We start from the raw sequence: 25740 nt of genomic DNA on the forward strand, positions 1-25740 counted from the left end.
GCGCTACACCTCGTTGTCCCGGACGCGGAAGCGCGCAACGGCAACGGTTCCGACAAAGCTGAGCAGGGCCAGTGCGACGATCCCGGACACCACGGTCGAGTCCATCGAGTAGGCCGCCCACACCGCCAGTGAGCACATCGAGACCGCCACCGCGGTGTCGAGGGCGACCAGCCGGTCGAGTGTGTCGGGGCCGATCAGCATGCGGGCGGTGGTGAGTATCGAGGCGGCGAGCAAAAGGACTGCCGCGATCGTCCAGACAACGTTCACTTCAAGGCTCCGCTCGGGTAGTCGTCGTCGATGCCGTGGTACGGGCTGGCGTGCCATTCATTGTCACGCTCGAAGGCCTTGATGAACATCCGTTCGGTGGTTGCGACCTGCCGGTGGAAGGCCTTGACCTTCTCCGGGGAACTGGCGTCGATGAGGTGGACGTACAACAGGCGCCGGCTGTGGTCGATTTCGAGCACCATGGTTCCGGGCACGAGGTTCAGGTAGTCGACGGCCAGCGTCAGGACCATGTCCGACTTGATCGCCATCCGGACCCGCAGCACCGCACTGAGCGGCGGCTTCCCGGGCCGGATCGCCAGCCAGCCCACCTGAACACTCGACTTGAAGAGGTCGATGAAGAGCCGGGCCACCAATTCGAGCAGTGTCAGTGGGTGAACGCGGCCTTCCACGGGTACCCGTGGCAACGGCAGCAGGATGAGGATGACGAGGGCCACGCCGATGCCGGCCAGCATATTCGCCAGACTGTAAGTGCCCCAGAGCAGAACCCAGACGAAGGCGAGCCAGGCGACCGTCCACAACCGGACCGCGACCTCGCGGCGGTCGCCGCCGAACCAGCGTTTGATCTGAACGTGGGTCCTGACCCAGATCACGACCTTCACCAGATTCCAGGCCAGGAAGATGACGGTGAACCGCCAGGCATTCACCAGGTGCGCACGAATCGGCCCACGCCGGGGTGGCAGTTGCGGGCGCTGCGCGGCGTTCGGATCTGTCACCGGGACCCTCCCAGGACGGCATCGAGATAGATGTTCGTGTCAGTGAGATCGGCGGCAGCCTGATCGGTGAACTCGAAGATCGGTCCGGCCCACAGCGTGAGGATGATGCCGGCGACAACCATCGCGATGGTCGGCACCACCATGCCGACCGGCATCCGGCCGACGTCGACCCGATCGTCGAAGGCGACGTCGTCGGCGTCCGAACCGTCCAGCAGCGGTGAGGGGCCGGCGTCGGCGAGGTCACCTTCGGGGGCATCGGCGCGGGGGCGCCAGAATGCCTTGGTCCAGACGCGGGCCACCACGTACAGCGTGAGCAGGCTGGTCACCACGGAGCCGGCGACCAGCAGCCAGGCGAGCACGCTGCCGTCCTGGACGCCCGCTTCGATCAGCGCGACCTTGCCGATGAACCCGGAGAACGGCGGAATGCCACCGAGATTCAGCGCCGGGATCAGGAACAGTCCGGCGAGCAGGGGACTGGCCGCGAGGCCACCGAGCCGGCGCAGCGAGGCCGACCCCGCCTGTCTTTCGATCAGTCCGACCACCAGGAACAGAGTCGTCTGGACCAGGATGTGGTGGGCCACATAGTAGATCGCGCCGGACAGACCGAACTCGGTGGACAGTGCCAGACCGAAGATCATGTAGCCGATATGGCTGACCAGGGTGAACGACAGCAGTCGTTTGATATCGGACTGGGCGATCGCACCGAAGATGCCCACCAGCATCGTCAGCAGCCCTGCGACCATCAGGACGTTGTCCATCGAACCGCCGGGGAAGAGCAGCGTGTGGGCGCGGATGATCGCGTACACACCGACTTTGGTCAGCAAGCCCGCGAACACCGCGGTGACCGGAGCCGGAGCCGTCGGATACGAGTCGGGCAGCCAGGTTGACAGGGGGAAGACCGCGGCCTTGATCCCGAATGCCACCAGCAGCACCGCGTACAGCGCGCCCTTCGTCCCGTCGGGTATGTCCTCCAGACGGACGGCCATCTCGGCGAGGTTCAGTGTGCCGGTCGCGGCGTATGCGAAGGCGATGCCGGCCAGGAACACGATCGACGACACCATCGACACCATCACGTACGACACACCGGCCCGGACGCGGTCGGCACTGGCGCCAAGTGTCAGCAGCACATAGCTCGCGGCCAGCAGGACCTCGAACGAGACGTACAGATTGAACAGGTCGCCCGCGAGGAAGGCGTTGCTGACGCCAGTGCACAGCAGCAGATACGTCGGCAGGAAGATCGAGACCGGCTGGTCGATCGTGCCGTCACGGATACCCTGACCGACCGCATAGAGCATGACGCAGAGCAGGACCGCGGTCGAGACCACGAGCATCAGGGCCGAGAGCTGGTCGGCGACAAGGGTGATGCCCAGCGGCCCCAGTTCGCCGTTCTTCGAATCCCAGCCGCCGACATGGAGGGCGTATGTGCCGTCGCGGTTGGTCAGATACAGAAGAAGACATGCGGCGAGGAAGGCGATCGAGATCGCGATGATGGTGACAACACGCTGAAAACGGGGGTAGCGCCCCATGATCAGCGTGAGCACGGTACCGATCATCGGAACCAGCACCGGCGCCACGATCAGGGTGGGGAACCAGGCATTGGACAACGTCACGTGTCTGAGCCCCCTTTGATGTCCAGAATCCTGTCTTCGAGTTCCTCGGAGAGCTCGGCGAGTTCGTCGGGGTCGGGAAGGATGTCGGTTTCGTAGATCTCGGCGCGGCGGGCCTTGATCTGTTCTTCGGTCAGCGGGTTTCCGTCGTCGTCGAACATGTCGCCGCGTTTGGTGTCCAGGCCGGTCACCGGGTCGTCGCTGCGGTCGCGGTCGGGTGCGTCCGCACTGCGCTGATGCTGGACCTTCAGATCCTCGGGATCGTCGTCGACCTCGTCGTCGGTGTTGATCATGAAACTGCGGTAGGCCAGCGACAAGATGAACGCGGCCATGCCCATGGTGATCACGATGGCGGTCAGGATCATGCCCTGCGCCAGCGGATCCGCATCCGTCTCGCGGCCCTCCGAACTACGCCCGATGATCGGTGGATTCCCCATCGAGCCGGACAGGGTGATGATCAACAGATTGATCGCGTTGCCCACCAGCAACAGTCCGAGCAGCATCTTGACGAGGCTGCGTTCGAGGAGCAGGTACACACCGCACGCGGCCATCAGGCCCACGACGACGAGGAGTCCGAGATTGACGCTCATACGGACGCCTCCTGTTGCGTTCGGCGGACCCGGGGGGCGTCTTCGTCGAGGCGCGCGCCGAGGCTGCGCAGGACGTCGAGGACCAGGCCGACAACGATGAAGTAGACACCGAGGTCGAAGAACAGTGCGGTCACGAGTTTCACGTCACCGAAGATCGGGAGGGTGAACTCGATGGTCGCCGAGGACAGGGCGGGTGCGCCCATGAAGACCGACGCGACTGCGGTGGCAACCGACAATCCCAGTCCGATACCGAGGATTCGTCCGGCATCGATCGGGATGGCTTCGCCGAGCTCGTAGCGGCCGCCGGCGAGATACCGCAGCACCAGGGCCAGACCCATCGTGAGTCCGCCGGCGAATCCGCCGCCGGGCGCGTTGTGTCCGGCGTAGAAGAAATACAGCGACAGCACGATCATCGTCGGGAAGATCAGTCGTGTGGTGGCCTCGAGCACCATCGATCGATGGCGTGGGTCGCGGAAGTCACTGCCGCGCAGCCACGTCGTGCGTTCACCGAATTGCTGGCTACCGTCGTATTCGGTGCGTGGCGCCTTCTTGCGGGTGGCGTCGGCGACACTGGGCGCAGAGCCGAAGCGGCGGTGCCGGAACACCATTGACGCGACACCGGTCGCGGCGACGAGCAGGACACTGATCTCGCCGAGCGTGTCCCAGGCCCGGATGTCGACCAGCAGAACGTTGACGGTGTTCGATCCGTTGCCGTATTTGTATGCGGCATAAGGTAGTTCGCTCGATATCGGGATGGTGTTGCGCGCTGCGGCCGCGAACAGGCCGACCAGGACGAGCAGCGCGCCGAAGGCCAGGCCGAGGAGGGCTCGCAGCGGCTTGAAGCCGGTCGCGTGCCGGGTCTCGGACTCGGCCGGCAACTTGCGCAGCACCAGGACGAAGATGACCAGGGTCAGTGTTTCGACCAGGAACTGGGTCAGCGCCAGATCAGGTGCGCCGTGCAATGCGAACAACACGCCGCAGCTGTAACCGGTGGCGCCGACGACCAGGACTGCGGCCAACCGGTTGCGCAGCATGGTGGCAGCGATCGCCGAGGCGACCATGATGCCGCCGATGACGAGCTGGATCGGTGTGTCGAAACCTTCGAGTTCCAGGTTGTTGCGAGAGCCGAGGAACAGCACGATGGTCGGCAACAGCACCAGGGTCACGACGATGATGCCCTGGGTCAGCGGCAGCGAACCGCGCTGGGTGTTGCGGGTCAGGTTCACCGACACCGTGTCGGCGCCGCGCAGGACCGCGTCGTAGATGCGGTCGGCGTTGCCGAGTGCGGGCTTCACGAAGCCGAGTCGGCCGAGTTCACGAACAAGCGCGAACAGTGCGGTTCCGGCGACGACCGCGATGGCGGTCAGCGCGAGCGGCAGATTGAACCCGTGCCACAGCGACAGGTGGACGATCTCCTCGCCGTAGTCGGGGACGGTTTCCGCGTAGGGCTCGAAGGCGTCGCCGATCGGGCCGGCGAGCGGGCCGGACACGACACCGGCCACGGCCAGGACACCCGCCGGGATCAGGAACGCGGCGTTCGGTTTGTGCAGTTGGGCGACAGCCGGGCTCGGCGTCGTCTTGCGCTTGCGGCCGAAGGCGCCCCAGATGAAACGCAGTGAGTAGGCCACGGTGAGGGTCGACCCGACAACCAGGACGATCACCACAACCGGGCCCTGCCAGGCGTTCAGCGCGCCGGTGTGCCAGATCTCGGCAAAGGCGGTTTCCTTGCCGACGAATCCCAGGGTGATCGGCAGGCCGGCCATGCTGGCCGCGGCCAGTGCCGCGATGGTGGCGAGCCATGGGGCCTTGATGCCGAGACCGGCCAGCTTCCGCAGGTCGCGGGTACCGGTGGAGTGGTCGATGATGCCGACGACCATGAACAGCGATGCTTTGAAGAAGGCATGGGCCACGAGCATCGTGAGGCCGGCCATCGCCACATTGGCATCGCCGATACCGACCAGGACCATGAGGAAACCGAGCTGGGAGACGGTGCCGAAGGCGAGGACCAGTTTGAGGTCGTATTCGCGCAGTGACCGGAACCCACCGAGGATCATCGTCACCATGCCCAGCCCGACGACCATGATGTGCCAGGACACCAGGTCGGCGAATCCGGGGGCCAGACGGGCCACAAGGAAGATGCCTGCCTTCACCATCGCCGCGGCGTGCAGGTACGCGCTGACCGGAGTGGGGGCGGCCATGGCGCCGGGCAGCCAGAAGTGGAACGGGAAGACGGCCGACTTGCTCAGCGCGCCGATCAGGATCAGCACGATCGCGACGGTGACCGATATCCCGGTCGGCGGATTGGCCACGATCTCCGACAGGGAGTACGAGCCGGCGACCTCGCCCAGGATGACGATGCCGACGAGCATCGCCAGACCGCCGGCGGTGGTGACCAGCAGTGCCTGCGTCGCAGCACGGCGGCTGGTCGCGCGCACCGCATAGAAACCGACCAGCAGGAACGACAGGACCGTCGTCAGTTCCCAGAAAATGTAGAGGACCAGCATGTTGTCGCTGCAGACCAGGCCGAACATGGCGCCGGCAAAGGCGACCATCTCGCCACCGAAGCCGGCCACCCTACGTCGGGTTTCGGTGAAGTACTCGGCGCAGTAACAGAGGACCAGGGCACCCACGCCGAGAACCAGAACCGACATGATCGCGGCCAGGGTGTCGAACCGCAGATCGATGTTCATCTGCAGGGTGGGCACCCAGGTGATCGATTCGGTGCGGATGCCGTGCTCGGAGTCGGGCCAGTTCGCGAACACCCAGATGAGTCCGCCGAACGGTGCGAGCGCGAGTACGTAGAAGCCGCGTCGACCGAGCCAGGTGATGATCGCAGGCGCCAGTACAGCCGTGATGGCCAATGCGGCCAGGACTGCAATCAAGGGCACTCCGTCGATTGGTTGGGCGGTGTGTCGTCGCGCGAGGCTCAGGGAGCAAACTCCGCCAAAACCGATGGTCCGCGCGGGTCTCTCTGTGGTGTTCAGCCTCGTTCTCTGGTGTCCAGCTTACCGTTGGTGCTGCTAGGTGACGTATTCGGGAGTCAATTCGCCCCGGTCGGGAACTAATAGGCCAGGTCACGTAAAGCTGCCCGCAAGTCGATGGGACAGTCGGCGACCTCACCCCCTAGTCTGATCGCATGATTCGGGTGCGGGTGGTTGTGATGCTGATTCTGGCGGGTCTGGTTTTGCTGTTGGGGGCATGTGGCAGCGATGACACGGAGGCCGATTCGACGACCGGCGGATCGTTGGCCCTGCCCGCTGACTTTCCGTCCCAGGTTCCGGTGATCGAGGGCGCGGTGCTCGCGGTCGGCGGGACGGCCAAAGAGGGCTGGAACCTCACCATCGCCGGCCGGGCCGATGCCGGAGATCCCTTCGACAACGCCTCGACGCAACTCCTCGACGCCGGCTTCACCGAACAGTTCCAGCGCCAGGAGGGCGCAGAGTCGGTGAAGGGTTTTGTCACCGAGGCGGAAGGCAAGCGCTACACGGTGGTGATTGGTACGACCGAGGCATCGGTCAGCGGCCCGACGGCGATCACCTATCAGGTGTCGCAGTCGTAGCTTTTCAGGGCGATGTGGAGATGCTGATCGCCTGACGAGGACAGGCCGCGATCGCGGCGCGGACCGACTTCTCGGTGCCTGCCGGAGGATGCTCGTCCCAGATGGCGAGGTCGTCGTCGCCGATATCGAAGACGTCGGGAGCTGACTCGACACACAGGGCGTGGCCTTCGCAGCGATCCTCGTCCACGGTGACTCTCAACGGTGGTGAGGTCATGATCATCACTCCGCCGGTGGGGTGAACAGCAGGTGGAGCTCGGACAGGCCGCGGAGCAGGAAGGTCTCTCACGATCGAGATCGAACTCGTCCGGGTTCTCGAACTTGCGGGTGTCGCGGTTGCAAGCGCCGGGATGCACCATCATCGTGGTCCCGGGTGGGACGTCGACTCCGCCGAGATTGACGGCTGTCTTGGTGAACCGGAAGTCGCTCTTCGTGGGGCTCTCCAGGCGGAGGGTTTCCTCGATGAAGGCCGGGATGAGTGTGGTGTCGGCGCGCAGCTTCGATTGGAGTTCTTGGTCTTCGGCGATGATGCGCAGCGCCGAACCGATCAAGCGTGCGGTGGTGTCCTGGCCGGCCCCGAAGAGGAACGATGCCAGCCGGACGACCACGTCGGGTTCCGGTGTCGACGCGTCCGGGTAGGTGGCGTTTGCGAGTTGGGTGAGCACGTCGTCACGTGGATTGGCCCGACGATCGACGACGTACTCCAGGAATCGATCTTCGCAGTACTGCAGCAGATTGGTCTCGATGGTTTCTGAACTGCCCAGGGCGCCAACAACCTTGGCGTTGAAGTTGCTCATTCGCAGGTTCACCCGGTCCTCGTCGGGCATGCCGAGCAGGTCCGCGATGACCAGTGTGGTGAACGGCCGCGAGTAGTCCGCGATGACTTCGCAGGCGCCGGCGCGGACACCCTCGAGGAGACATTGGTCGGCGATGGCCGACATCGCTTCGGCATTCTCCCGCAGCCGGCGGGGGGTCATGATCCGACGAAGCAGGCCCCGCTCCTTCTCGTGGGCCCCGCCGTCCATGGTGATCAGGTATTCGAAGAAGAACCAGTGTTCCCGGTTCTGCTCCACGTAGTCGCTGATGTCGTCACCGGCGGGTTGGCCCTCCAACGGGGGAAAGGGCCCGGCGACGGAATTGCAGGCAGAGAACACTTCGGGGTCGCGGTAGACCTCGATGGCTTCTTCATAACCGGTGACGGCCATGACCCGCGGCATGGCGATGGGGTGCACCGGGCATCGCGACCGCAATTGGTCGAAATACGGATACGGGTCGTCCGCGAGCGCGGGATCGCTGAAGAAGTCTGCGGTTGTGATGTCAACCATCGGCGGCCTTTCGTCACACGGAGGATGTCGCACAGAGAGCGAAGAATCCACGAGAGATGAACGTCGCTCGTGGATTCTTCCGGACATCGGTCTGAATTACTTGAGGCAGCTGCCGGCGTCGACGGTCATGGTCAGGCCGGTGATGTAGCGAGCCTCGTCGGACGCCAGGAACAGCACCGCATTGCTGATGTCTTCGGGTTCGACCCAGCCGATCGGCAGGACGTGCATGAACTTTGCGACGAGTGCCATGTCGTCCGGGCCCGGGTTCTCCAGGTCGGGGCGGAACAGCTTCATCGTTCCCTCGTTCATGAACATCGGCGTGTTCACATTGGTCGGGTGCACAGTATTGACGCGGATCGAGTGCTCGCCGAGTTCGACGGCGAAGCTGCGCATGAGTCCGACAACGCCGTGTTTGGCGGCGATGTAGTGACCGGTGTTGGGGTAGGCCTTGAGTCCGCCGACCGAGCTGGTCAGGATGATCGAGCCGCCGTTGCCGCCTGCTTTCAGGTGTGGCACACCGGCCTTCACAGACTTCCACACGCCGGACAGGTTGATGGCGATCATCTCGTCCCAGTCCCGTTCACTGGTCTCGTCGAGGGTGTCGCCGCCGTTGCCGATGCCGGCGTTGGCCACGATGACGTCGAGTCGGCCGAGCTCGGAAACACCGTTGTCGACGGCGGCTTTCACGGCGTCGAAGTCACGCACATCCGCCTGTGTTGCGACGATTCGCCGATCGAGGTCCTCCACCAGCTTGACTGTTTCGGCGAGGTCTTCGGGCGTTGACTCCGCGATGACCGCATCGGCGTCAGAGATCGGGCCACAGATGTCGACGGCGATGATGTCGGCGCCTTCCTGTGCCAAACGCACTGCGTGGCTCCGCCCTTGCCCACGCGCCGCCCCTGTGATGAAGGCGACCTTGCCCTCCATGCGTCCCGCCATCGTGCACCAACCCTTTCGAGATCGATTGACCGTCGGGTCGCGCTCGGAGCCGACGATTCGGAGAAATGCTGATCACTCGCTCAGCACATTTCCATCAACGAGGTCAGCGTGTCAACGTTTTGACTTAATTGCCGGTCCTCAGGCGCGTTTGTCGGCGTACTGCCGCAGATTCTCGACCTGATCGGGGTCGAGGGAGGGGCGAACCTTCGCCCTGGCCGAGGCCACATCCTCGGCTGTCACGGTGGCCGCGTCGATGTTGCGGCGCATGGCGGCCAGGGCCGCCTCGCGCAGCAGTGCCGAACAATCGGCAGCGGAGTATCCGTCGAGGTCGACCGCAAGTTCGTCGAGATCGATGTCGTCTGCCAGCGGTACTGACTTGCTCGAGGTGCGCAGGATGTCGCCGCGGGCGTCGGCGTCCGGTGGCGGTACGAACACCAGTCGTTCGAGCCGGCCGGGCCGCAGGAGGGCGGGGTCGATCAGGTCGGGCCGGTTGGTGGCGCCGAGGACAACGACGTCACGCAACGGTTCGACGCCGTCGAGTTCGGTGAGCAGCGCCGCGACCACCCGATCCCCGACGCCGGAATCGGACGACTGTCCGCGGCGCGGGGCCAGCGCGTCGATCTCGTCGAGAAAGATGAGCGACGGTGCGGATTCGCGGGCGCGGTCGAACAGGTCGCGGACGGCCTTCTCGGAACTGCCGACCCACTTGTCCATGAGTTCGGCGCCTTTGACGCTGTGGACGCTGAGCTGTCCGGAGGCGGCGAGGGCGCGCACCACAAACGTCTTACCGCAACCGGGCGGGCCGTAGAGCAACACGCCGCGGGGTGGATCGACGCCGAGCCGGGTGAACGTGTCGGGATGCTGCAGCGGCCAGAGAACGGCCTCGGTCAGGGCCTGCTTGGTCTCGACCATGTCGCCGACGTCGTCGAGGGTGATGCCCCCGACCGCGACCTCGGGCGAGGCCGACCGGGACACCGGCCGGATCACCTCGAGCGCACCACTGAGATCGGATTCGATCAGCTTGGGAGGCTTGCCATCTCGCGCACTCCGCGCGGCGGCCCGCAACGCCCCTTCGCGGGTCAGGGCGGCGAGGTCGGCGGCGACGAAGCCGGGTGTCCGGGAGGCGATGTCGCCGAGATCGATGGTCTCGGTCGGGACCTTGGCGAGCAACGCGGTGAGCAGTCCGCGTCGGATCTTGCTGTCCGGCAGGCCGATCGACAGTTCCCGATCGCAGAGATCGGGGTCGCGGAGACGGGTGTCGAGGTTCTCCGGCCGTGAGCTGGTGCAGATCAGCGCGACCCGCGGCGAGGTGATCGCGGTACGCAGGGCGTCGAGTATCAGGGCCGACACGGGGTCGGGTTCGGTCGGCAGCAGTGCTTCGACGTCACTGATGAGCAGGCCCGATCCGCGTTTGTCGGATGATGAGATGAGTTGATCAACAGCATCTTTGACCGCGGCAAGCCGTCCGGACGACTCCAGGGCCCCGGTGAGCGGGCCGTCGAGGTAGATGAGGTTGCGGTCTGCGCACACCGCCCGGGTCACCGTCGCCTTGCCCACACCGGGTGGGCCGGTGACCAGCACCCCGAGGCGGGCCTGGGCGCCGAGCGTGGTGAGCAGTTCCGGGTTGTCGAGGGCGAGACCGATCCACTCGGTGAGTTTGCCGACTTGCGTATCCACACCGACGAGTTCATCGACGCGGCGGACCGCGGGCGCCGGTGTGCTCGGGGTCTGGATGCGGGGTCGCGCGGGCGGTGCGGCGGTTGCCGCAGGTGCGGGGGCGTTCGTTCCGTCCGCCCAAAGGACGGCGGTGTCCGGCTGCACACTGACCGGGCCACCGGGTTCGGCGGCGACGATCGTCAGGAGTTCGTTGGTCCAGGTGATGCCGACGGACCGGGCTAATGTGCGGGTGGCCTCCGAGGTCGCGAAGTCGGGTCCGAGTTCGCGGGGGAGCAGGGAGACCACGTCGCCGACGGAGACCACCTTGCCGAGCAGCGCCCGCCTCAGCGTTCGTTCGTCCACCGATTCCGACGTGAGCGACGAACCCCGGACAACGATGCGGGTGGCGCCGTGGACGACTGCGGGCGCGAGCACCACGGGTGCGTCAGGCTTGATCCCGGCGTTCGACAGGGTCAGTTCGTCGAGCAGGGCGATACCGGTGGGCTCGGACTGTGCGGTTGCGGCGATCACCGCGGTGGTGGTCCGCGACCCGATGACCGCGACGCCATCCCATTCGCGCAACGCCAGGCCGGCCAGTACTTCGGGGTGCACCCGGACGATGCCGCGCCGGGCTTCTGCTGCCGACAGGTTGAGCCGTGCGGTCAAAGTCAGCTGCGGTGATCCGGACTGGGCGGGATCAGCGGACGCGGATTCGGATGTCACAGACGCAAAACTACCGGTATCAGGGCCCCGGGCGCCTCAACCCGAGGCGGGCCGCGGATTTCGTCGGTCGACCGCGACGCACCTGCCGGATCGCGCGGCGCTCGGCACGCCGTTCGCGAGGATGGTAATCCCACGTCTCGGGGCGGCTGGCGACCCAGCGTTTGGTGCGCCACGCGAAGGGGATGTGGAGCAGGTAGAGCGCGATGGCGGCCAACATCAGTGCATACGGATAGGTCACCAGTGCGGCAGCGAACAGTGCCACGCCGATGAGTACGAGCACCAGCGCATTGGGTGGTACGGCAAACGATTTCAGCGAAGCGGTGGGTATGCGGCTCACCGCGAGGAGCGCGGTGAAGGTCATCCACCCGCCGACAAACGCGTCCGACGTCCACCATCCGCTGCCGAACTGCTGATCGAGGGCGACGGGCATGATCGCGATCAGCGCCGCTGCCGGAGCGGGCACGCCGACGAAGTAATCCTTGGTGTACTGCGGACGGTCATCGTCGTCGATCAGGGTGTTGAACCGCGCCAGACGCAAAACGATTGCGCAGCAGTAGATCAACGCCAGCAGCCAGCCGACGTCGTTGCCCTCCAACATCAACACGTACAGCACAAGTGCGGGCGTGACACCGAAGTTGATGGCATCGGCGAGCGAATCGAGTTCGGCGCCGATCTTGGTTGTCGCGCCGAGCAGACGGGCGATCCGGCCGTCCACACCGTCGAGCAATGCTGCGGCCGCGATCATCGCGACGACCAGATCCACGCGGCCGTCGAGTGCGAACTTGGTGGCCGACAACCCCGCGCAGATCGCGAGCACCGTGAACGCCGACGGCACCAGCAACTTGCCGGTGTTGAGGGTTCCGGCTCGACTGGGCCGTCGGCGGTGCGGGGTGGCGGTGAGTTGTCGGGAGGCCGAACGCTTCGTGTCGCCCCGTCCGGATGCGATCATTTCAATTGCGCCAGGACGGTTTCCGCGCCCACCGCACGTTGCCCGACGGCAACCAGCGGGCGGGTGCCCTCAGGGAGGTAGAGATCGACCCGGGATCCGAACCGGATCAGACCGTAGGTGTCGCCGAGTGTGACCTGATCGCCGGGCCGGGCATCGCAGACGATCCGGCGGGCCAGGAGTCCGGCGATCTGGACCACCGCGAGCTCGGCGCCGTCGTCGGTGCGGATCAACATCGAGTTGCGTTCGTTGGCATCGCTGGCAGCGGGGAGATCGGCGCTGAGAAAGGACCCCGACCGGTATTCGATCGCCTCGACCTTGCCGGCGACGGGAATCCGCTGAACATGCACATCGAACACCGACAGGAAGATCGAGACCCTGGGGCGCGGGGTGTCACCGAGTCCCAATTCGGCCGGTGGTGCCGCGTGATCGACCAGGGCCACCTGACCGTCGGCCGGGGCGACAACGGCACCGGGCGCATTCGGCGGCACCCGGGACGGGTGGCGGAAGAATGCGGCGGTCGCGAGTGCGGCGACGGTGGCCGGGGTCCGGATCCATCCGTGCCTGCGTCCGGCGACAGCGATCGCGGCGGGTACCGCCACGAATGGGATCCCCGCGCGGTGTAGGGGCGGCACTGTCTCGCGGATGAGATCGGCGATGTGAGCCAGACCGGTACTCGGCTCGGCGTCTGTCGGAGTGGGGCGTCTGGCCATGGCGGCTATTGTTGCAGGCGAACGCTCAGGGCCGCGGTCGGTGCCGTTGATGTCCACGTTTCTGCAGGTCCCAGGCGGTGCCGTTGCTCGTTGGTCATAGTTCTTCGAGTATCAGTACTTCGACTGTACTGCCCGCTTCGACCTTTTCGGCGTCGGCGGAGATGTCCAACAGGACGTTGGCCGATGCCATGTACGCGAGGTGGTGTGAGGCGGGCGGGCCGATGGGCCGAACCTGTGCGAGTCCGTCGGTGACGGCGAGCTCGCCGCGCCGGAATTGTCGCTTTCCGCGGGGCGAGGTGAAGGCTTCAGTGACCGATGCCGCAACGGTTCGGCGCGCGGCGGGTAATCCCATCGCCGAGCGCAGCGGCGGGCGGACGAACACCTCGAACGACACCTGCGCGCTGACCGGATTGCCCGGCAACGTGATGATCGGGACCGGGTTGCCGCCGGCGCTGGTGTAGGTGCCGCAACCCTGAGGCATCCCCGGCTGCATCGCAACCTTCACGAAGTCGACGCCCTCGCCGGTGAGGGCGTCCTTGACGACCTCGTAGGCTCCGGCGCTGACTCCGCCGGAGGTGATGATGAGGTCGACGCCGGGCTCCTCTTCGCCGTCGATGTAGCTGTCGAGACGGGCCCGGAACTCGGTGACGTCGTCGGGCACAAAATGCACCTGGGTGGCGTGGGCGCCGGCCTCGATGGCCGCCGCGGTCAGCATGGCGCCATTCGACTCGTATATCTGCCCGAACTCCAGCGGTGTGCCGGCCGGGACCAGTTCGCTGCCGGTGGAGAGCACCAGCACTCGCAGCGGCGCGTAGACCGGAAGGTCGGCCAGGCCCAGTGCGGCGGCGAGGCCGAGCTGAGGGGCCCGCAAGACACGCCCGGCGGGCAGGGCGCGGACGCCGATGCCGATGTCGGAACCCGCTCGGCGGATGGCCGTGCCCACCGGGGCCGCGGCAAAGATCTGCACCTGCTCGGTGCCGCCGTCGGTCCGTTCCACCTGGATCACCGCGTCCGCGCCGGACGGCATCGGTGCCCCGGTCATGATGCGGTGTGCGGTTCCCGGCGCCAGGGTGAGTTCGTCGGTCCGCCCGGCCGGGATGTCGGCGGCCACCGGCAGGGTCACCGGAGCCGTCTGCGTGGCGGCGGTGATGTCTTCGGCACGGACGGCGTAACCGTCCATGGCCGAGTTGTCGAAGCCCGGCAAGGTGATCGGGGCGTCGATGTCCTGCGCGAGCACCCGGCCGAGTGCGGACGCGGCGGGCACTGTGACAACACGTGGTGCCAGGAACAGGGCTGCGACCGCATCCTGATGATCGGAAACACTGCGCATCAGTTCTGGGCTCCGTACGTCGAAAGGAAAAGGGCAAGGGACAGTGCGGTTTTGGCGATCTCGTCGGGATCGACACTCTCGTTCGGTGCGTGGATCCGGCATCCGGGTTCCTCGACGCCGAGGAGCGCGATCTCGGCCTGCGGGCAGATCTCCGCGAGCACGGTGCAGAGCGGAATCGATCCACCCTGCCCTGACTCGACGACGGGTTTGCCGTAGGCCTTGGACATCGCCGCTGTGAGGGCGGTGTAGCCGGGTCCGGTGGTGACGGCGGAGAACGGGGCCCCGGTTGCGCCGATCTCGACGTCCACCCGCGCATGCCACGGAATGTGTTTGTGCAGATGCTTTTCCAGGGCGGCTGCGGCCTCGTCGGGGTCGGTGCCGGGTGGCACGCGAAGGTTCAGCTGCGCCGCCGCCCGCGGGTTGATCGCGGCCGGGGCTCCGGCCGTCGGGGGTGCGTCGAGGCCGATCACGGTCACCGCGGGGCGGGCCCACACCATCTCGGCAGGGGATCCCGAACCGATGAGGTCGACGCCGTCGAGTGTGGTCGAGTCGGCCCGGAACTGCAGTGGGTCGTAGGCCGCGCCGGGCCAGGCCTGGTCGCTGGTCAGTCCGTCGATGGTGGTGTTGCCGTCTGCGTCGCGCAGTGTGGCCAGGCCGGCGATCAACGCGGCCAGGGCATCGGGGGCACCGCCGCCGAACTGGCCGGAATGGACCTCGGAGGCAAGCGTTTCCACGGACACCTTCACCGCGGCCATGCCTCGCAGGCTGGTGGTGAGGGTGGGCACGCCGGGTGCGACGTTGCCGGTGTCGCAGATCAGGATCATGTCGGCCGCAAAGAGCTCGGGGCGTGTCCGGGCCAGGTGATCGAGCCCTTCGCCGCCGGCTTCCTCGGAACCCTCGATGACGATTCTTATCCCCACCGGCGGGAGCGGATCGAGAGCGCGTAGCGCCGTGAGGATGGCGACCAGGTTGCCCTTGCAGTCCGACGATCCGCGTCCGTACCAGCGGCCGTCACGTTCGGTCAGCGAGAACGGAGAGCTGTCCCAGAGATGCTCGGGCCCGGACGGCTGGACATCGTGGTGCGAGTAGAGCAGGACGATGGGGGCTCCGGGCGGTCCGGGTACGAAGCCGAGGATCGTTTGACTTCCGTCGACGGTGTCCATCACGAGCGAGTCGATGCCGGCATCGGAGAACGCGCCGCGGACCCAGGCCGCGCTGGCCCGGCAGTCGTCGCGCTTGTCCGGGTCGATGTGCACCGACGGCAGCGCGACCACATCGGCGAGATCGGAATGTGCGCGAGTCATCAGGCCGGTCACTCGTTTGGACAATGTCGAAAAGCTGGGTGCGCGTTGATCGGCCATGACGCCAAGCATGCCGGACCGGAAGGGCGCCTGTCAGCAAGCTGCCATCCCACCGTGCGTCCGCGCGGCGGCAGGACTAGCTTTTTAGTCATGGCTGAAGGGTTGCTACTCGACATCGACGGGGTGATCGTCACTTCGTGGGAGCCGCTGCCCGGCGCTGTCGAAGCGTTGGAATCGATCACCGAATCCGGGATACCCCGGATGTTCTTGACCAACACCACATCCAAGTCGAGGAATGAGATCGCGCAGACACTGATCCGTGGCGGCTTCGATGTGGAAGCCCGTGAGATCTTGACCGCGGCGGTGCTCACCGCCGAATACCTGCGGTCCCGTCACGAGGGCAAGCGGGTGGTGGTGCTCAACGAAGGCCCGATCTCCGAGGACATGGACGGTATCAACGTCGTCTCCGATGACCCCGAGGTGCTGGTGTTCGGAGGCGCCGGACCCTCGTTCACCCATGAGCTGCTCTCACAGGCCCTGGCCTGGATGATCGACGGCGTCCCCGCGATCTCGATGCACCGGTCGATGTCGTGGTCGACGGCCTCGGGCCCCAAGATCGATACCGGCATCTATCTGGAGGGTCTGCAGAAGGCGACCGGAAAGAAGATCCCGGCCATCGGGAAGCCGTCGCCGCTGGGATTCCGTCATGCGGTGGAGATGCTCGGAGTCGGAGATCCCGGCGAGGTGATCATGGTCGGCGACGACATCCACGGTGACGTCCTCGGTGCGCAGAAGGCCGCCATGATCGGCGTCCTGGTCCGCACCGGCAAGTTCCGGCCCGAACAGCTCGACGCCTTGAACGCCGACGAGTTCGGGCAGGTCCCCGACCATGTCATCGACTCGATCGCGGACCTGCCCGCACTGCTCGAGAAACTCTGATCGGCCCGGGCGGGGGTCAGGCGACGGTGAGTTTGATCTTCGTCAGTGTCTGATTCATCCCGTCGACCATCTCGGCATCGAAGGGCTTCTCGCCACCCATGGCGAGGTTGATGAGGAACTGCGAGACCTTGGTGGTGTTGTTGGGGGCTTCCCGGCGTTCGGTGAGCTTCACCCCGTCGTCGGCGGGGGTGATCGTGAAACTCCAGACGGTGCCGTTCTCGGCGATCTTGTAGGCGATCTCCTTGTTCGGCTCGAAGCGGACGACCTTGGCGGTGGTCGGCCAGACCAGCAGTCCGCGCTTGTTGACGTTGATGGTCTTGGTCCCGAGCGTGACCGGTCCACCGCCGCGAACGATGATCTTGCGGCACTGCGGGCTCCATTCACCCATCCGCTTCAGATCGGACACCACCTTCCAGACCTGTTCGGCCGAGGCTTTGATCTCGGTGGATGCTTCGAGCAAGGGGGCAGCCATGGTTCTCCTGATGTGCTCTGGTCGACGAACCCGTCAACCGGACTCGTCAATGAACGTTGTCACTATCCGATCAGGATCTTGTCATAGTCCGCGATGCGCTCGGACAGGGTACGCAGATGTTCCGCGCTGCCACCGAGAGTGTGTTCGATTGCCAGTAGCCGACTCACGTAGTGGCCGACCGGATACTCGGCGGTGATCCCGATACCGCCGTGCATCTGGATCGCTTCCTGCCCGACCTTGCGCGCCGACCGGCTGATCTGCAGTTTGGCACGCGAGGCGATGACCGGATCGATGTCGCCGTCCGCCAGGGTCACCGTCGCGTACAGGCTCATGCTCCGGGCGAGTTCGACCAGGACGTACATGTCGGCGGCGCGCTGCGTCAGTGTCTGGAACTTGGCGAGTGGCACCCCGAACTGCTTGCGCTGCTTCAGATATTCGGCCGTCAGCCGCAGTGTTTCGTCCATCGCCCCGACGGCTTCGGCACACAACCCGACCTGGGCGACCACTTCGCTGCGGGTCAGGGCGGTGGCGGTGTCACCCGAATCGAGCAGTGTCGCTGGCGCGTCCTGCAGGTCGATCTGGGCTCCGCGCCGCGAATCGTGGGTGCGGAACGGAGTGCGTGCGATGCCGGTTGCATCACCATCCACCAGGAAGAGTCGGATGTCGCCGTCGAGGCGCGCGGTGACGACCAGGAGGTCGGCGCAGTCGCCGTGCAGCACCGGGTTCTTGGTGCCGGTCAGCGTGTAGCCGTCGCCGGCCGGTGTCGCGGTGGTTGCCACCGCGGCGTTCGGCCAGCGGTCTCCCGGTTCCTGATGCGCAAATGCGGCCAGCAGTTCACCGGCGGCGAGCGCGGGCAGGTATTTCGACTTCTGCTCCGCGCTGCCCGTGTCGGCGATGAGTCCGCCGGGAACGATGACCGCGTCGAGGAGCGGTTCGGGTGCCAGCGCGCGGCCGAATTCGCCGAGCACAGCGCTCATCTCCTCCGGGCCGGCTCCCATCCCACCGTCTTCCTCGCTGAAAGACAGGCCGAGAATCCCGATCTCGCCCAACGACTTCCAGAGGTTGCGGCTCCAGCCGAGGTCGGTGTCGGTGACCTCACGGAGCTTCTCGAGGTCGTAGAACTTGGACAGCACGTCGCGCGTGGTGTCACGCAGCATCGTCTGTTCTTCGTTGTATTCGAAATCCATGGTTTCGGTGGTCCTTTGCAGGTGTGCGGGCGGGCTACAGCCCGAGGATGGAGGACGCGATGATGGTGCGCTGAACCTCGGACGAACCGCTGTAGATCGACACCTTGCGGTAGTTGAGGTAGGTGGGGACCGTTTCCTGAGCCCACGAGGCAGAGCCGATGTCGGCCGCGTTCACCGCCAGTGAATCGACGCCGGCAATGTCGGCGAGCAGCTCGGTCGAGGCCTGTTGCAACTCACTGCCGCGCAGTTTGAGGACCGACGAGACCGGGTCGGGTTTTCCGTTCGCAGAGGAGGCGACAACCCGCATCTGCGTGAGCTCCAATGCCAGCAGCTCGTTCTCGAGTTCGGCCAGACGCGCGGCGAACAGTGGATCCCGCAGGAGGGTTCCTTCACCGGACGGGATCGTCGCGGCCAGTTCCTTGGCGCGGGCGAGACGGTTCTTGGTGATGCCGACGCGGGTGACCCCGGCCCGCTCGTTGCCGAGAAGGAATTTCGCGTAGCTCCAGCCGGCGTTCTCTTCGCCGACGAGGTTCTGGACCGGGACCCGGACGTCCTCGAAGAAGACCTCATTGACCTCGAAACCGCCGTCGATGAGCTGGATGGGCCGAACGGTGATCCCCGGTGTCTTCATGTCGATGAGCAGAAAACTGATGCCCGCCTGGCGTTTTGGCGCATCGGGATCGGTGCGGACCAATGCGAAGATCCAGTCGGCGTACTGCGCCATCGTCGTCCAGGTCTTCTGGCCGTTGACCACGTAGTGGTCGCCGTCGCGGACTGCCCTGGTCTTCAGGGAGGCCAGGTCGGATCCGGCCTCGGGCTCGGAGAACCCCTGGCACCACCAGATGTCGAGGTTTGCCGTCGGCGGCAGGAAACGCTCCTTGAGCTCCTGCGAGCCGAAGTTGGCGATCACCGGTCCGACCATGTCGGCGTTGAAGGCCAACGGCTCCAGGACGGACGCGAGATTCATCTCGTTCTGCCAGATGTGCTTTTGCACCGGGGTCCAGTCTTTGCCACCCCACTCGACCGGCCACTTCGGAACCGCCAGACCGTGTTCGTTGAGCTTGCGCTGCACGGCGACCATGTCGTCGGGCCAGATCGAGGTGCCGGCGGCTGCGCGCTCACGGATTTCTTTGGGGATTTCGGTGGTGAAGAAGGTACGCAGTTCCTCGCGGAAGGCAACATCTTCGTCGCTGAGTTTGAGGTGCATGGTTCCTTGATACTCCCGTTCTCTGTGGTCGCGGACGAAACTGCGCACATGGTGGCGGCGTCACTTGATGGAAACAGAGCTTTACTCATCGGTCAAACTCTGGTTGTGGACGGCGTTCGTGCAATACACTGCGCCGATGGCCAGGGCCCTGCATTCCGCGGTAGGCGGATCGACCCGCCGCAGCAACGGCAATCGTCCGAGTGATGAATTGCTTCTCGATGCGGCGCGGGACGTCTTCGACCTCACCGGTTACCACGCGACATCGATGGAAGCGATTGCCGAACGGGCGAATTCGACGAAGCCCACGCTCTACGCGCATTTCGGAAGCAAGGAACGGCTCTACCGTGCCGCCCTCGAACGCGAGGCCGGGAAGCTGCGCGGCTGGCTCTTCGAGGCCTACGAATCGGCAGCCGGGCTGCCGATGGAGGAGCAGGTGCGCGCGGACATGCTCGCGTTCTTCCATTACGCCACCGAGCATCCGTCCGGTTTCGGGTTGCTGTTCGGAGACACCGCGTCGGGACCGGCCGCCGAGGTCCGCGACGACCTGATGCAGAGCATCTCGGGCCAGATCGCGGTACGTATCAGGGCGTATTACACACAGCGCAAGCTTCCGCCGCCCGCGCAGAGCGCCGAGTTGCTGGCGTCGATGTTGGCGGGCATCGCGATCCACGGCGGCCGCCAGGCGTTGGCGCTGTCGCTGCCTCCGGCCGATGTCGGGGAGTTCGCGACCGCGCTGGCGCATGCCGGACTGCAACATCTGGCCCCGGCACAGATGGAGATGATCGACCGCCAGGGGTGATGCTTCCCGTCCGTCGGCGAAGGCATCTAATCTGGCCGGGTGTCCATCCAAGATGTTCGCGCGGCTGACGCGGTCGACAAGCGGAGCCTGCCCGTCTACGAGGCGGGCGCCATCGAGGTCCCGTTTGTCATCGCGGGCATGTACGAGGTCATCTCACGAGACACCCACTGGGAAGAACATTCCCATCCGACACACGAACTGCTCTGGAGTGCCAAGGGATCGTCGTCGACCACCGTCGGCAGCCGCGTCTGGACGATCACACCCACCATCGGCCTCTGGATACCGGCCGGGGTACTGCACTCTGGCTGGACTCCCGCCGGGACCGCGCTGCGCTCAGTGCAATTCAGTATTCGGGAGGTCCCGTCCATCTCGGCCGACCCGGTGGCCGTCGAGGTCTCTCCGTTGCTCCGGCTGCTGCTCGACCGGCTCGGCGCCGACGACCTCGACGACGTGTCGCGGTCGACCACCGAGGCGATGGTCCTCGATGTGTTGAGGCCGGCGCCACATCAACTGTTGCTGCATGTTCCGGAGTCGCCATTGCTCGCGCCGATCGTCGCCCGCGTTCAGGCGGATCCGGCCGACGAAACGCAGTTGGGGGAGTGGGCCCGAAGCCTCGGCGTCAGTGCGCGCACCATCACGAGGGCCTTCGATGCCGAGACCGGCCTGGGTTTCACGCGGTGGGTGGTCACCGCGCGCGTTCAGCACGCGATCACCTTGCTGTCCCAGGGACATGCGATCGAACAGGTCGCTCCCCGGGTCGGCTACCGATCGGTCAGCGCCTTCGGAACCGCGTTTCGCCGGGTCACCGGGATCAGCCCGGGACGATTCCGGGAGCTGTGACGCCGCTGATTCGCGGCTCATGGTTTGTCCGTTTCGCGACAAACAGTGTCTGATTTGCTTGGTTGCAATCGCAAGCGTCGCAATCTAGCCTCTCTTAGGTAATCCTTACCGACATTGTTCGGTAACCCGGTGGGCCCGCCGGTGGATGCCTGTATCCATGAACCGAAAGGGAACAATGTCTCGCGCACCCAAGCTGGTGGCATTCGCGGCGGCAGCGCTGCTCACGGTCGGGCTCGCGGCCTGTTCGTCGTCCTCTGACGACAACGGCGGCGACGGTGACTTCACCCCGATCACCATCGAGCACGCGCTCGGAACCACGACCATCACGGAGAAGCCGGAGCGAGTCGCCACCGTCAACTGGGCAAACCAGGAAGTGCCGCTGGCGCTCGGTGTGGTCCCGGTGGGCATGGCGGCCGCCAACTTCGGCGACGATGACGGCGACGGCATGCTGCCGTGGGTCAGCGAGAAACTCGACGAGCTGGGCGGCGAAGCTCCGGTGCTGTTCGACGAGACCGACGGCGTCGACTTCGAGGCCGTGGCCGACACGAATCCCGATGTCATTCTGGCCGCCTACTCCGGGCTGACCCAGGAGGACTACGACACCCTCAGTGAGATCGCGCCGGTGGTGGCATACCCCGAGACTGCGTGGGGCACTCCCTGGCAGAAGATGATCGAGCTGAACAGCAAGGGTATGGGGATGGAGGCGGAAGGGCAGGCCCTCGTCGCCGACCTCCAGGCAGAAATCTCCGCTGCAGCTGCGAAAGCCCCTCAGCTGCAGGATAAGTCGGTGATGTTCCTGACGCACGTGGACGCCACCGACCTCAGTGAGGTCAGCTTCTACACCACCCACGACACCCGGGCCATGTTCTTCGAAGACCTCGGGTTGCAGACACCGGCCAGCATCGCCACGGCCTCGGCCGAAACGGACGCGTTCTCGTTGACGCGCAGCGCCGAGCAGATCGACGGGCTGAACGACGTCGACATCATCGTGACCTACGGCGACGACACTCTGGTGTCGACGCTCAAGGCTGATCCGCTGCTGTCCCAGATGCCTGCGGTCGCCGGCGGCGCCATCGTCGCCTTGCCCAGCACCCCGCTGGGAACCGCCGCGAACCCGACTCCGCTGTCGATCTCCTGGGTCCTGGACGACTACGTCGCGATGCTCGCGGAAGCAGCAGACAAGTCCAAGTGACACAGAGTACTTCGCAGCAGTCCGTATCGGGCGTCGCCATCGTGCGGCGCCCGAGACGGGTGAGAGCGTTCGGCTTTCTGGCGGTCACCGTGGTGCTGCTCGGCGTGGCGATCCTGTCGATCAAGGTCGGATCACGCGACGTCGACTGGTCGGACGTATTCGCCGTCCTCGCCGGCGATGCCGACGGCATGAACCAGGCGGCGGTCGAAAAGCGGATCCCGCGAACGCTTCTGGCGATGCTTGTCGGTGCCGGCCTGGGTGTGGCGGGTGCGGTCATGCAGGGCGTGACCAGAAACCCGTTGGCCGACCCGGGAATCCTGGGCGTGAACATGGGCGCATCACTCGCTGTGGTCATCGGGATCAGCTATTTCGGGCTGGCCGCGGCGTCCAGCTACATCTGGATCGCCATTCTCGGTGCCGCCGCGGCGGCGGTCTTCGTCTACGGTGTGGGGTCCCTCGGCCGCGGTGGGGCCACGCCGCTGAAACTGGCGCTCGCGGGTGCGGCCACGTCGGCGGCGCTGGTGTCATTCGTGACGGCAATTGTCCTGGGCCGCAACGATGTCGCCGACACCGTCCAGTCATGGCGGGTCGGCGGCGTGGGCGGCGCCACCTATTCCAGCATCGAGCAGGTTCTGCCCTTCCTGATCGTCGGATTCCTGATCTCGATGGCGTCGGCACGTGGACTCAATTCGCTCGCATTGGGCGACGACCTGGCCGCCGGACTGGGTGAACGTGTTGCCCTCGTCCGCGGTGGGGCCTCCGTCGGCGCGATCATCCTCTGTGGTGCGGCGACAGCTGTTGCCGGTCCCATCGCCTTTGTCGGACTTGTGATCCCACATGCCTGCCGGTTGATCGTCGGCGTCGACTACCGGTGGTTGGTGCCGTACTCGGCAGTTGCCGGTGCTGTATTGCTCACCGTGGCCGATGTCATCGGCCGGATAGTTGCGCGCCCCTCCGAAATCGACGTGGGGATCTTGACCGCGCTGATCGGTGCCCCCTTCTTCATCTATATCGTCCGTCGGCAGAAGGTCGGATCATTGTGAGAACGGCAGGCACTGTGACTTCCGGAGCCGTGGTGACGGCCGATTCCATCGCGAAGAGCCGCAAGGTCCGTGGCAATCGCCGGCGCTGGGTGATCACGATTCTCGCGGTACTGATCACGGCAGTCTTTTCCATCACCCTGATGTACGGCAAGACCTTCTACCCGCCCGGTGACGTCCTCAAAGTCATTCTCGGGGAGCAGGTCCAGGGCGCGACCTTCACCGTCGGCCGGTTGCGGATCCCGCGGGCAGTGCTGGCGGTTGCCGCAGGACTGTGCTTCGGTCTGGCCGGCATCACCTTCCAGACGATGCTGCGCAATCCGCTGGCCAGCCCCGACATCATCGGGATCAGCGCCGGTGCCAGTGCCGCAGCCACCTTCGCGATCGTGACGTTGTCGCTGAGCGCCACCGGGGTGTCGATCTTCGCCATCACCTCGGGGCTTGTGGTCGCGGTGCTGATCTATGGGCTCTCGTTCCGAAGTGGTGTTGTCGGAACCCGTCTCATCCTCATCGGTATCGGTATCGCGGCGATGCTCCACAGCGTCACCGACTACCTCTTGGATCAGGCCGCGGCATGGGACCAGCAGGAGGCGATGCGGTGGTTGACCGGCAGTCTCAACGGCGCCTCGTGGACCCAGGCCATCCCGGTGCTGATCGCGCTGGTGGTGCTGACGCCGGTACTGCTCGGGCAGTCGCGCAATCTCGCGATGTCGCAACTCGGTGATGATGCGGCATCGGCGCTCGGGGTCCGGGTCGACCGAACGCGACTGATCGTGATCGTCGCCGCCGTCGGGCTTCTCGCCTTCGCCACCGCGGCCACGGGCCCGATCGCGTTCGTGGCCTTCTTGTCGGGTCCTATCGCGGCGCGCCTCGTCGGACCGAACGGCTCACTTCTGGTCCCGACCGCTCTGGTTGGCGCCCTTTTGGTTCTGGTTGCCGACTTCGTCGGCCAGTTCGCCTTCGACACCCGCTATCCGGTGGGGGTGGTCACCGGTGTGCTCGGCGCGCCGTACCTCATCTACTTGATCGTCCGTACCAACCGCGCCGGAGGCTCGCTGTGACAACCAAACACCAACTCGTCGTCGAGAATCTGACGTTGGGTTATGGCGATCACACGGTCATCTCCGAGCTCGACCTACTGGTGCCCCCGGGCAAGGTGACCGCGATCGTCGGCGCGAATGCCTGCGGCAAATCGACTCTGCTGCGGTCCATGTCGCGCCTGCTCAGTCCGCGTGCTGGTCGGGTACTGCTCGACGGCACCGAGGTTCACAAGACCCCGGCGAAACAGCTGGCCCGCACACTCGGGCTGCTCCCTCAGTCGCCGATCACCCCCGAGGGCATCACGGTTGCGGACCTCGTGGGCCGGGGACGGCACCCGCACCAGGGTCTGTTCTCCCGCTGGACCCGCGACGACGACGAAGCCGTGGCCGCCGCACTCGAGGCCACTGAGACGTCGGCCCTGGCCGATCGGCCGGTGGACGAACTCTCCGGTGGACAACGCCAACGGGTATGGATAGCAATGGCTCTCGCACAGCAGACGGATGTGTTACTGCTCGACGAACCGACGACGTTCCTCGACGTCAGTCACCAGATCGAGGTACTCGACCTGCTGACCGACCTGAACCACGACCGCGGGACCACCATCGTGATGGTGCTGCACGACCTCAACATGGCGGCGCGATACGCGGACCACCTCATCGCATTGGCGGGTGGAAACGTCCATGCCGCAGGCGAACCCGCCGAGGTACTGACCGAGGACAACGTCCGGGAGGTGTTCGGACTGGACAGCCAGGTCATCGTCGATCCGACATCGGGTAAACCGTTGATGCTGCCGCTCGGTCGCCATCACGTGGTCAGCGAACCGGCAGGGTGACTCAGCGCGGCTCGGCGAAACCAAACCGTCGACCGTGCCGATCGAATCGGTGTTCCGGCGTGGATGCGGTCCAGCGCAGATCACGTTCAGCACCGTGAACAGCTATACCGCCTACACCAATTGACTCACGCCGAGGTCCGCGCAGAACGTACGTCCTTCGAACCGGGACTGTTGTGTGTCCGTTCGCGACTGGCTCGAGTCAACCCAAGCACGTACAAACTTCGGTCCGGCGCAGTGTCAGAATGAATGTCACACCTTGTCGATACACTGAAGTATTTGCGTCGCTCAGGATGATGAAAGATGTTGCAGCCCAGATGGATAAGTCCGTTCGAAAGGTTGTGCGAATCGTTTCTTGCGGGTATTCTTGAGTCATGGACTTCGGGGGAATGTTCGCCAGAGCGTCTGATCTGGCAGGGGATGCGGCGGTGGTCGCGGGTGACGATGCTGAGTTGTCGTCGCGGGTTGTGACGGTGATTCGTCTCAATCATGTTGTGGAACTGATACTTT

At 65.4% G+C, this 25740-nt stretch carries 23 protein-coding genes and 1 pseudogene; 8 read left to right on the forward strand and 16 right to left on the reverse strand.

The features are described 5' to 3' along the window. Window positions 1-3: 3 nt before the first annotated feature. From VIQ49_RS21055 to VIQ49_RS21075, 5 genes are read right to left on the reverse strand one after another with little or no spacing between them, the layout of a single operon-like run. Window positions 4-267 carry a monovalent cation/H+ antiporter complex subunit F gene (locus VIQ49_RS21055; RefSeq protein WP_331888291.1) on the reverse strand — a complete coding sequence of 88 codons (264 nt, stop codon included), beginning with the start codon at window positions 265-267 and terminating at the stop codon, window positions 4-6. Further along, the gene (locus tag VIQ49_RS21060; protein WP_331888293.1) at window positions 264-998 is read right to left on the reverse strand and encodes a Na+/H+ antiporter subunit E; all 735 of its coding nucleotides are present in this window, start codon (window positions 996-998) and stop codon (window positions 264-266) included. The genes VIQ49_RS21055 and VIQ49_RS21060 overlap by 4 nt, the downstream gene beginning before the upstream one ends. Further along, a complete protein-coding gene (locus tag VIQ49_RS21065) occupies window positions 995-2551 on the reverse strand; it encodes a Na+/H+ antiporter subunit D (protein ID WP_414731677.1) in 1557 nt (518 codons plus the stop codon). Before VIQ49_RS21065 ends, VIQ49_RS21060 begins: the two co-directional genes overlap by 4 nt. Before the next feature lie 53 nt (window positions 2552-2604). Then, window positions 2605-3195, reverse strand: coding sequence for a Na(+)/H(+) antiporter subunit C (locus tag VIQ49_RS21070; protein ID WP_331888297.1), 591 nt, complete (start codon window positions 3193-3195; stop codon window positions 2605-2607). Next, the gene (locus VIQ49_RS21075; RefSeq protein ID WP_331888299.1) at window positions 3192-6077 is read right to left on the reverse strand and encodes a Na+/H+ antiporter subunit A; all 2886 of its coding nucleotides are present in this window, start codon (window positions 6075-6077) and stop codon (window positions 3192-3194) included. Before VIQ49_RS21075 ends, VIQ49_RS21070 begins: the two co-directional genes overlap by 4 nt. A gap of 254 nt (window positions 6078-6331) precedes the next feature. Here VIQ49_RS21075 and VIQ49_RS21080 point away from each other — a divergent pair, with 254 nt between their 5' ends. Then, window positions 6332-6754, forward strand: coding sequence for a hypothetical protein (locus VIQ49_RS21080; protein WP_331888301.1), 423 nt, complete (start codon window positions 6332-6334; stop codon window positions 6752-6754). Between the two features lie 4 nt (window positions 6755-6758). Here VIQ49_RS21080 and VIQ49_RS21085 read toward each other — a convergent pair whose 3' ends face one another. The 8 genes and pseudogenes from VIQ49_RS21085 to VIQ49_RS21120 all read right to left on the reverse strand — a co-directional run bounded on the left by VIQ49_RS21085 (window position 6759) and on the right by VIQ49_RS21120 (window position 15744). Then, window positions 6759-6953, reverse strand: a complete 195-nt coding sequence (locus VIQ49_RS21085; protein WP_331888337.1) for a ferredoxin — start codon at window positions 6951-6953, stop codon at window positions 6759-6761. A 145-nt stretch (window positions 6954-7098) separates the two neighbouring features. Continuing rightward, window positions 7099-8163 (reverse strand): annotated as a pseudogene (locus VIQ49_RS21090) (cytochrome P450); the annotation flags it as partial. A gap of 9 nt (window positions 8164-8172) precedes the next feature. Further along, a complete protein-coding gene (locus VIQ49_RS21095) occupies window positions 8173-9015 on the reverse strand; it encodes a mycofactocin-coupled SDR family oxidoreductase (protein WP_331888303.1) in 843 nt (280 codons plus the stop codon). A gap of 138 nt (window positions 9016-9153) precedes the next feature. Further along, complete coding sequence (locus VIQ49_RS21100; RefSeq protein ID WP_331888305.1) at window positions 9154-11394, reverse strand: AAA family ATPase; 2241 nt, start codon at window positions 11392-11394, stop codon at window positions 9154-9156. Between the two features lie 19 nt (window positions 11395-11413). Next, complete coding sequence (locus tag VIQ49_RS21105) at window positions 11414-12343, reverse strand: phosphatidylcholine/phosphatidylserine synthase (protein WP_331888307.1); 930 nt, start codon at window positions 12341-12343, stop codon at window positions 11414-11416. Further along, window positions 12340-13053 carry a phosphatidylserine decarboxylase gene (locus VIQ49_RS21110; RefSeq protein ID WP_331888309.1) on the reverse strand — a complete coding sequence of 238 codons (714 nt, stop codon included), beginning with the start codon at window positions 13051-13053 and terminating at the stop codon, window positions 12340-12342. The genes VIQ49_RS21105 and VIQ49_RS21110 overlap by 4 nt, the downstream gene beginning before the upstream one ends. Window positions 13054-13147: 94 nt before the next feature. Further along, window positions 13148-14383: a gephyrin-like molybdotransferase Glp gene (glp, locus tag VIQ49_RS21115; RefSeq protein ID WP_331888311.1), complete on the reverse strand. Its 1236-nt coding sequence runs from the start codon at window positions 14381-14383 to the stop codon at window positions 13148-13150. Continuing rightward, on the reverse strand, window positions 14383-15744 hold the full coding sequence (locus VIQ49_RS21120) for a dipeptidase (RefSeq protein WP_331888313.1): 1362 nt from the start codon (window positions 15742-15744) through the stop codon (window positions 14383-14385). The genes glp and VIQ49_RS21120 overlap by 1 nt, the downstream gene beginning before the upstream one ends. Before the next feature lie 90 nt (window positions 15745-15834). On the opposite strand from VIQ49_RS21120, the gene VIQ49_RS21125 reads away from it, so the two are divergent. Continuing rightward, window positions 15835-16623: an HAD-IIA family hydrolase gene (locus tag VIQ49_RS21125; RefSeq protein ID WP_331888315.1), complete on the forward strand. Its 789-nt coding sequence runs from the start codon at window positions 15835-15837 to the stop codon at window positions 16621-16623. Between the two features lie 16 nt (window positions 16624-16639). Here the strand turns inward: VIQ49_RS21125 and VIQ49_RS21130 are convergent, their stop codons facing one another. The 3 genes from VIQ49_RS21130 to VIQ49_RS21140 all read right to left on the reverse strand — a co-directional run bounded on the left by VIQ49_RS21130 (window position 16640) and on the right by VIQ49_RS21140 (window position 19489). Continuing rightward, window positions 16640-17095: an SRPBCC family protein gene (locus tag VIQ49_RS21130; protein ID WP_331888317.1), complete on the reverse strand. Its 456-nt coding sequence runs from the start codon at window positions 17093-17095 to the stop codon at window positions 16640-16642. Between the two features lie 62 nt (window positions 17096-17157). Beyond that, on the reverse strand, window positions 17158-18282 hold the full coding sequence (locus tag VIQ49_RS21135; RefSeq protein WP_331888319.1) for an acyl-CoA dehydrogenase family protein: 1125 nt from the start codon (window positions 18280-18282) through the stop codon (window positions 17158-17160). Between the two features lie 34 nt (window positions 18283-18316). Further along, window positions 18317-19489, reverse strand: coding sequence for an acyl-CoA dehydrogenase family protein (locus tag VIQ49_RS21140; protein WP_331888321.1), 1173 nt, complete (start codon window positions 19487-19489; stop codon window positions 18317-18319). Between the two features lie 136 nt (window positions 19490-19625). On the opposite strand from VIQ49_RS21140, the gene VIQ49_RS21145 reads away from it, so the two are divergent. From VIQ49_RS21145 to VIQ49_RS21170, 6 genes are all read left to right on the forward strand, one after another. Continuing rightward, complete coding sequence (locus VIQ49_RS21145) at window positions 19626-20288, forward strand: TetR/AcrR family transcriptional regulator (RefSeq protein WP_331888323.1); 663 nt, start codon at window positions 19626-19628, stop codon at window positions 20286-20288. Window positions 20289-20327: 39 nt separating this feature from the next. Beyond that, window positions 20328-21128: an AraC family transcriptional regulator gene (locus tag VIQ49_RS21150; protein ID WP_331888325.1), complete on the forward strand. Its 801-nt coding sequence runs from the start codon at window positions 20328-20330 to the stop codon at window positions 21126-21128. Window positions 21129-21303: 175 nt separating this feature from the next. Then, entirely contained in the window at window positions 21304-22320 is a 1017-nt protein-coding gene (locus VIQ49_RS21155; RefSeq protein ID WP_331888327.1) for an iron-siderophore ABC transporter substrate-binding protein, read from the forward strand. Window positions 22321-22361: 41 nt separating this feature from the next. After that, on the forward strand, window positions 22362-23363 hold the full coding sequence (locus VIQ49_RS21160) for a FecCD family ABC transporter permease (RefSeq protein WP_414731678.1): 1002 nt from the start codon (window positions 22362-22364) through the stop codon (window positions 23361-23363). Between the two features lie 32 nt (window positions 23364-23395). Beyond that, entirely contained in the window at window positions 23396-24421 is a 1026-nt protein-coding gene (locus VIQ49_RS21165; protein ID WP_331888329.1) for a FecCD family ABC transporter permease, read from the forward strand. Continuing rightward, window positions 24418-25233, forward strand: a complete 816-nt coding sequence (locus tag VIQ49_RS21170; protein ID WP_331888331.1) for an ABC transporter ATP-binding protein — start codon at window positions 24418-24420, stop codon at window positions 25231-25233. Before VIQ49_RS21165 ends, VIQ49_RS21170 begins: the two co-directional genes overlap by 4 nt. Window positions 25234-25740: the final 507 nt, after the last annotated feature.

Source organism: Williamsia sp. (assembly GCF_036566845.1).
GTDB lineage: Bacteria > Actinomycetota > Actinomycetes > Mycobacteriales > Mycobacteriaceae > Williamsia.

What these genes read in the sequence shown, in the direction of transcription:
- VIQ49_RS21140 (WP_331888321.1), bottom strand. Translation starts at nt 19,489, where the DNA reads ATGCACCTCAAACTCAGCGACGAAGATGTTGCCTTCCGCGAGGAACTG.
- VIQ49_RS21070 (WP_331888297.1), bottom strand. Translation starts at nt 3,195, where the DNA reads ATGAGCGTCAATCTCGGACTCCTCGTCGTCGTGGGCCTGATGGCCGCG.
- VIQ49_RS21065 (WP_414731677.1), bottom strand. Translation starts at nt 2,551, where the DNA reads ATGATCGGTACCGTGCTCACGCTGATCATGGGGCGCTACCCCCGTTTT.
- VIQ49_RS21155 (WP_331888327.1), top strand. Translation starts at nt 21,304, where the DNA reads ATGTCTCGCGCACCCAAGCTGGTGGCATTCGCGGCGGCAGCGCTGCTC.
- VIQ49_RS21110 (WP_331888309.1), bottom strand. Translation starts at nt 13,053, where the DNA reads ATGGCCAGACGCCCCACTCCGACAGACGCCGAGCCGAGTACCGGTCTG.
- VIQ49_RS21145 (WP_331888323.1), top strand. Translation starts at nt 19,626, where the DNA reads ATGGCCAGGGCCCTGCATTCCGCGGTAGGCGGATCGACCCGCCGCAGC.
- VIQ49_RS21135 (WP_331888319.1), bottom strand. Translation starts at nt 18,282, where the DNA reads ATGGATTTCGAATACAACGAAGAACAGACGATGCTGCGTGACACCACG.
- VIQ49_RS21120 (WP_331888313.1), bottom strand. Translation starts at nt 15,744, where the DNA reads ATGGCCGATCAACGCGCACCCAGCTTTTCGACATTGTCCAAACGAGTG.
- VIQ49_RS21080 (WP_331888301.1), top strand. Translation starts at nt 6,332, where the DNA reads ATGATTCGGGTGCGGGTGGTTGTGATGCTGATTCTGGCGGGTCTGGTT.
- VIQ49_RS21130 (WP_331888317.1), bottom strand. Translation starts at nt 17,095, where the DNA reads ATGGCTGCCCCCTTGCTCGAAGCATCCACCGAGATCAAAGCCTCGGCC.
- glp (WP_331888311.1), bottom strand. Translation starts at nt 14,383, where the DNA reads ATGCGCAGTGTTTCCGATCATCAGGATGCGGTCGCAGCCCTGTTCCTG.
- VIQ49_RS21125 (WP_331888315.1), top strand. Translation starts at nt 15,835, where the DNA reads ATGGCTGAAGGGTTGCTACTCGACATCGACGGGGTGATCGTCACTTCG.
- VIQ49_RS21095 (WP_331888303.1), bottom strand. Translation starts at nt 9,015, where the DNA reads ATGGCGGGACGCATGGAGGGCAAGGTCGCCTTCATCACAGGGGCGGCG.
- VIQ49_RS21105 (WP_331888307.1), bottom strand. Translation starts at nt 12,343, where the DNA reads ATGATCGCATCCGGACGGGGCGACACGAAGCGTTCGGCCTCCCGACAA.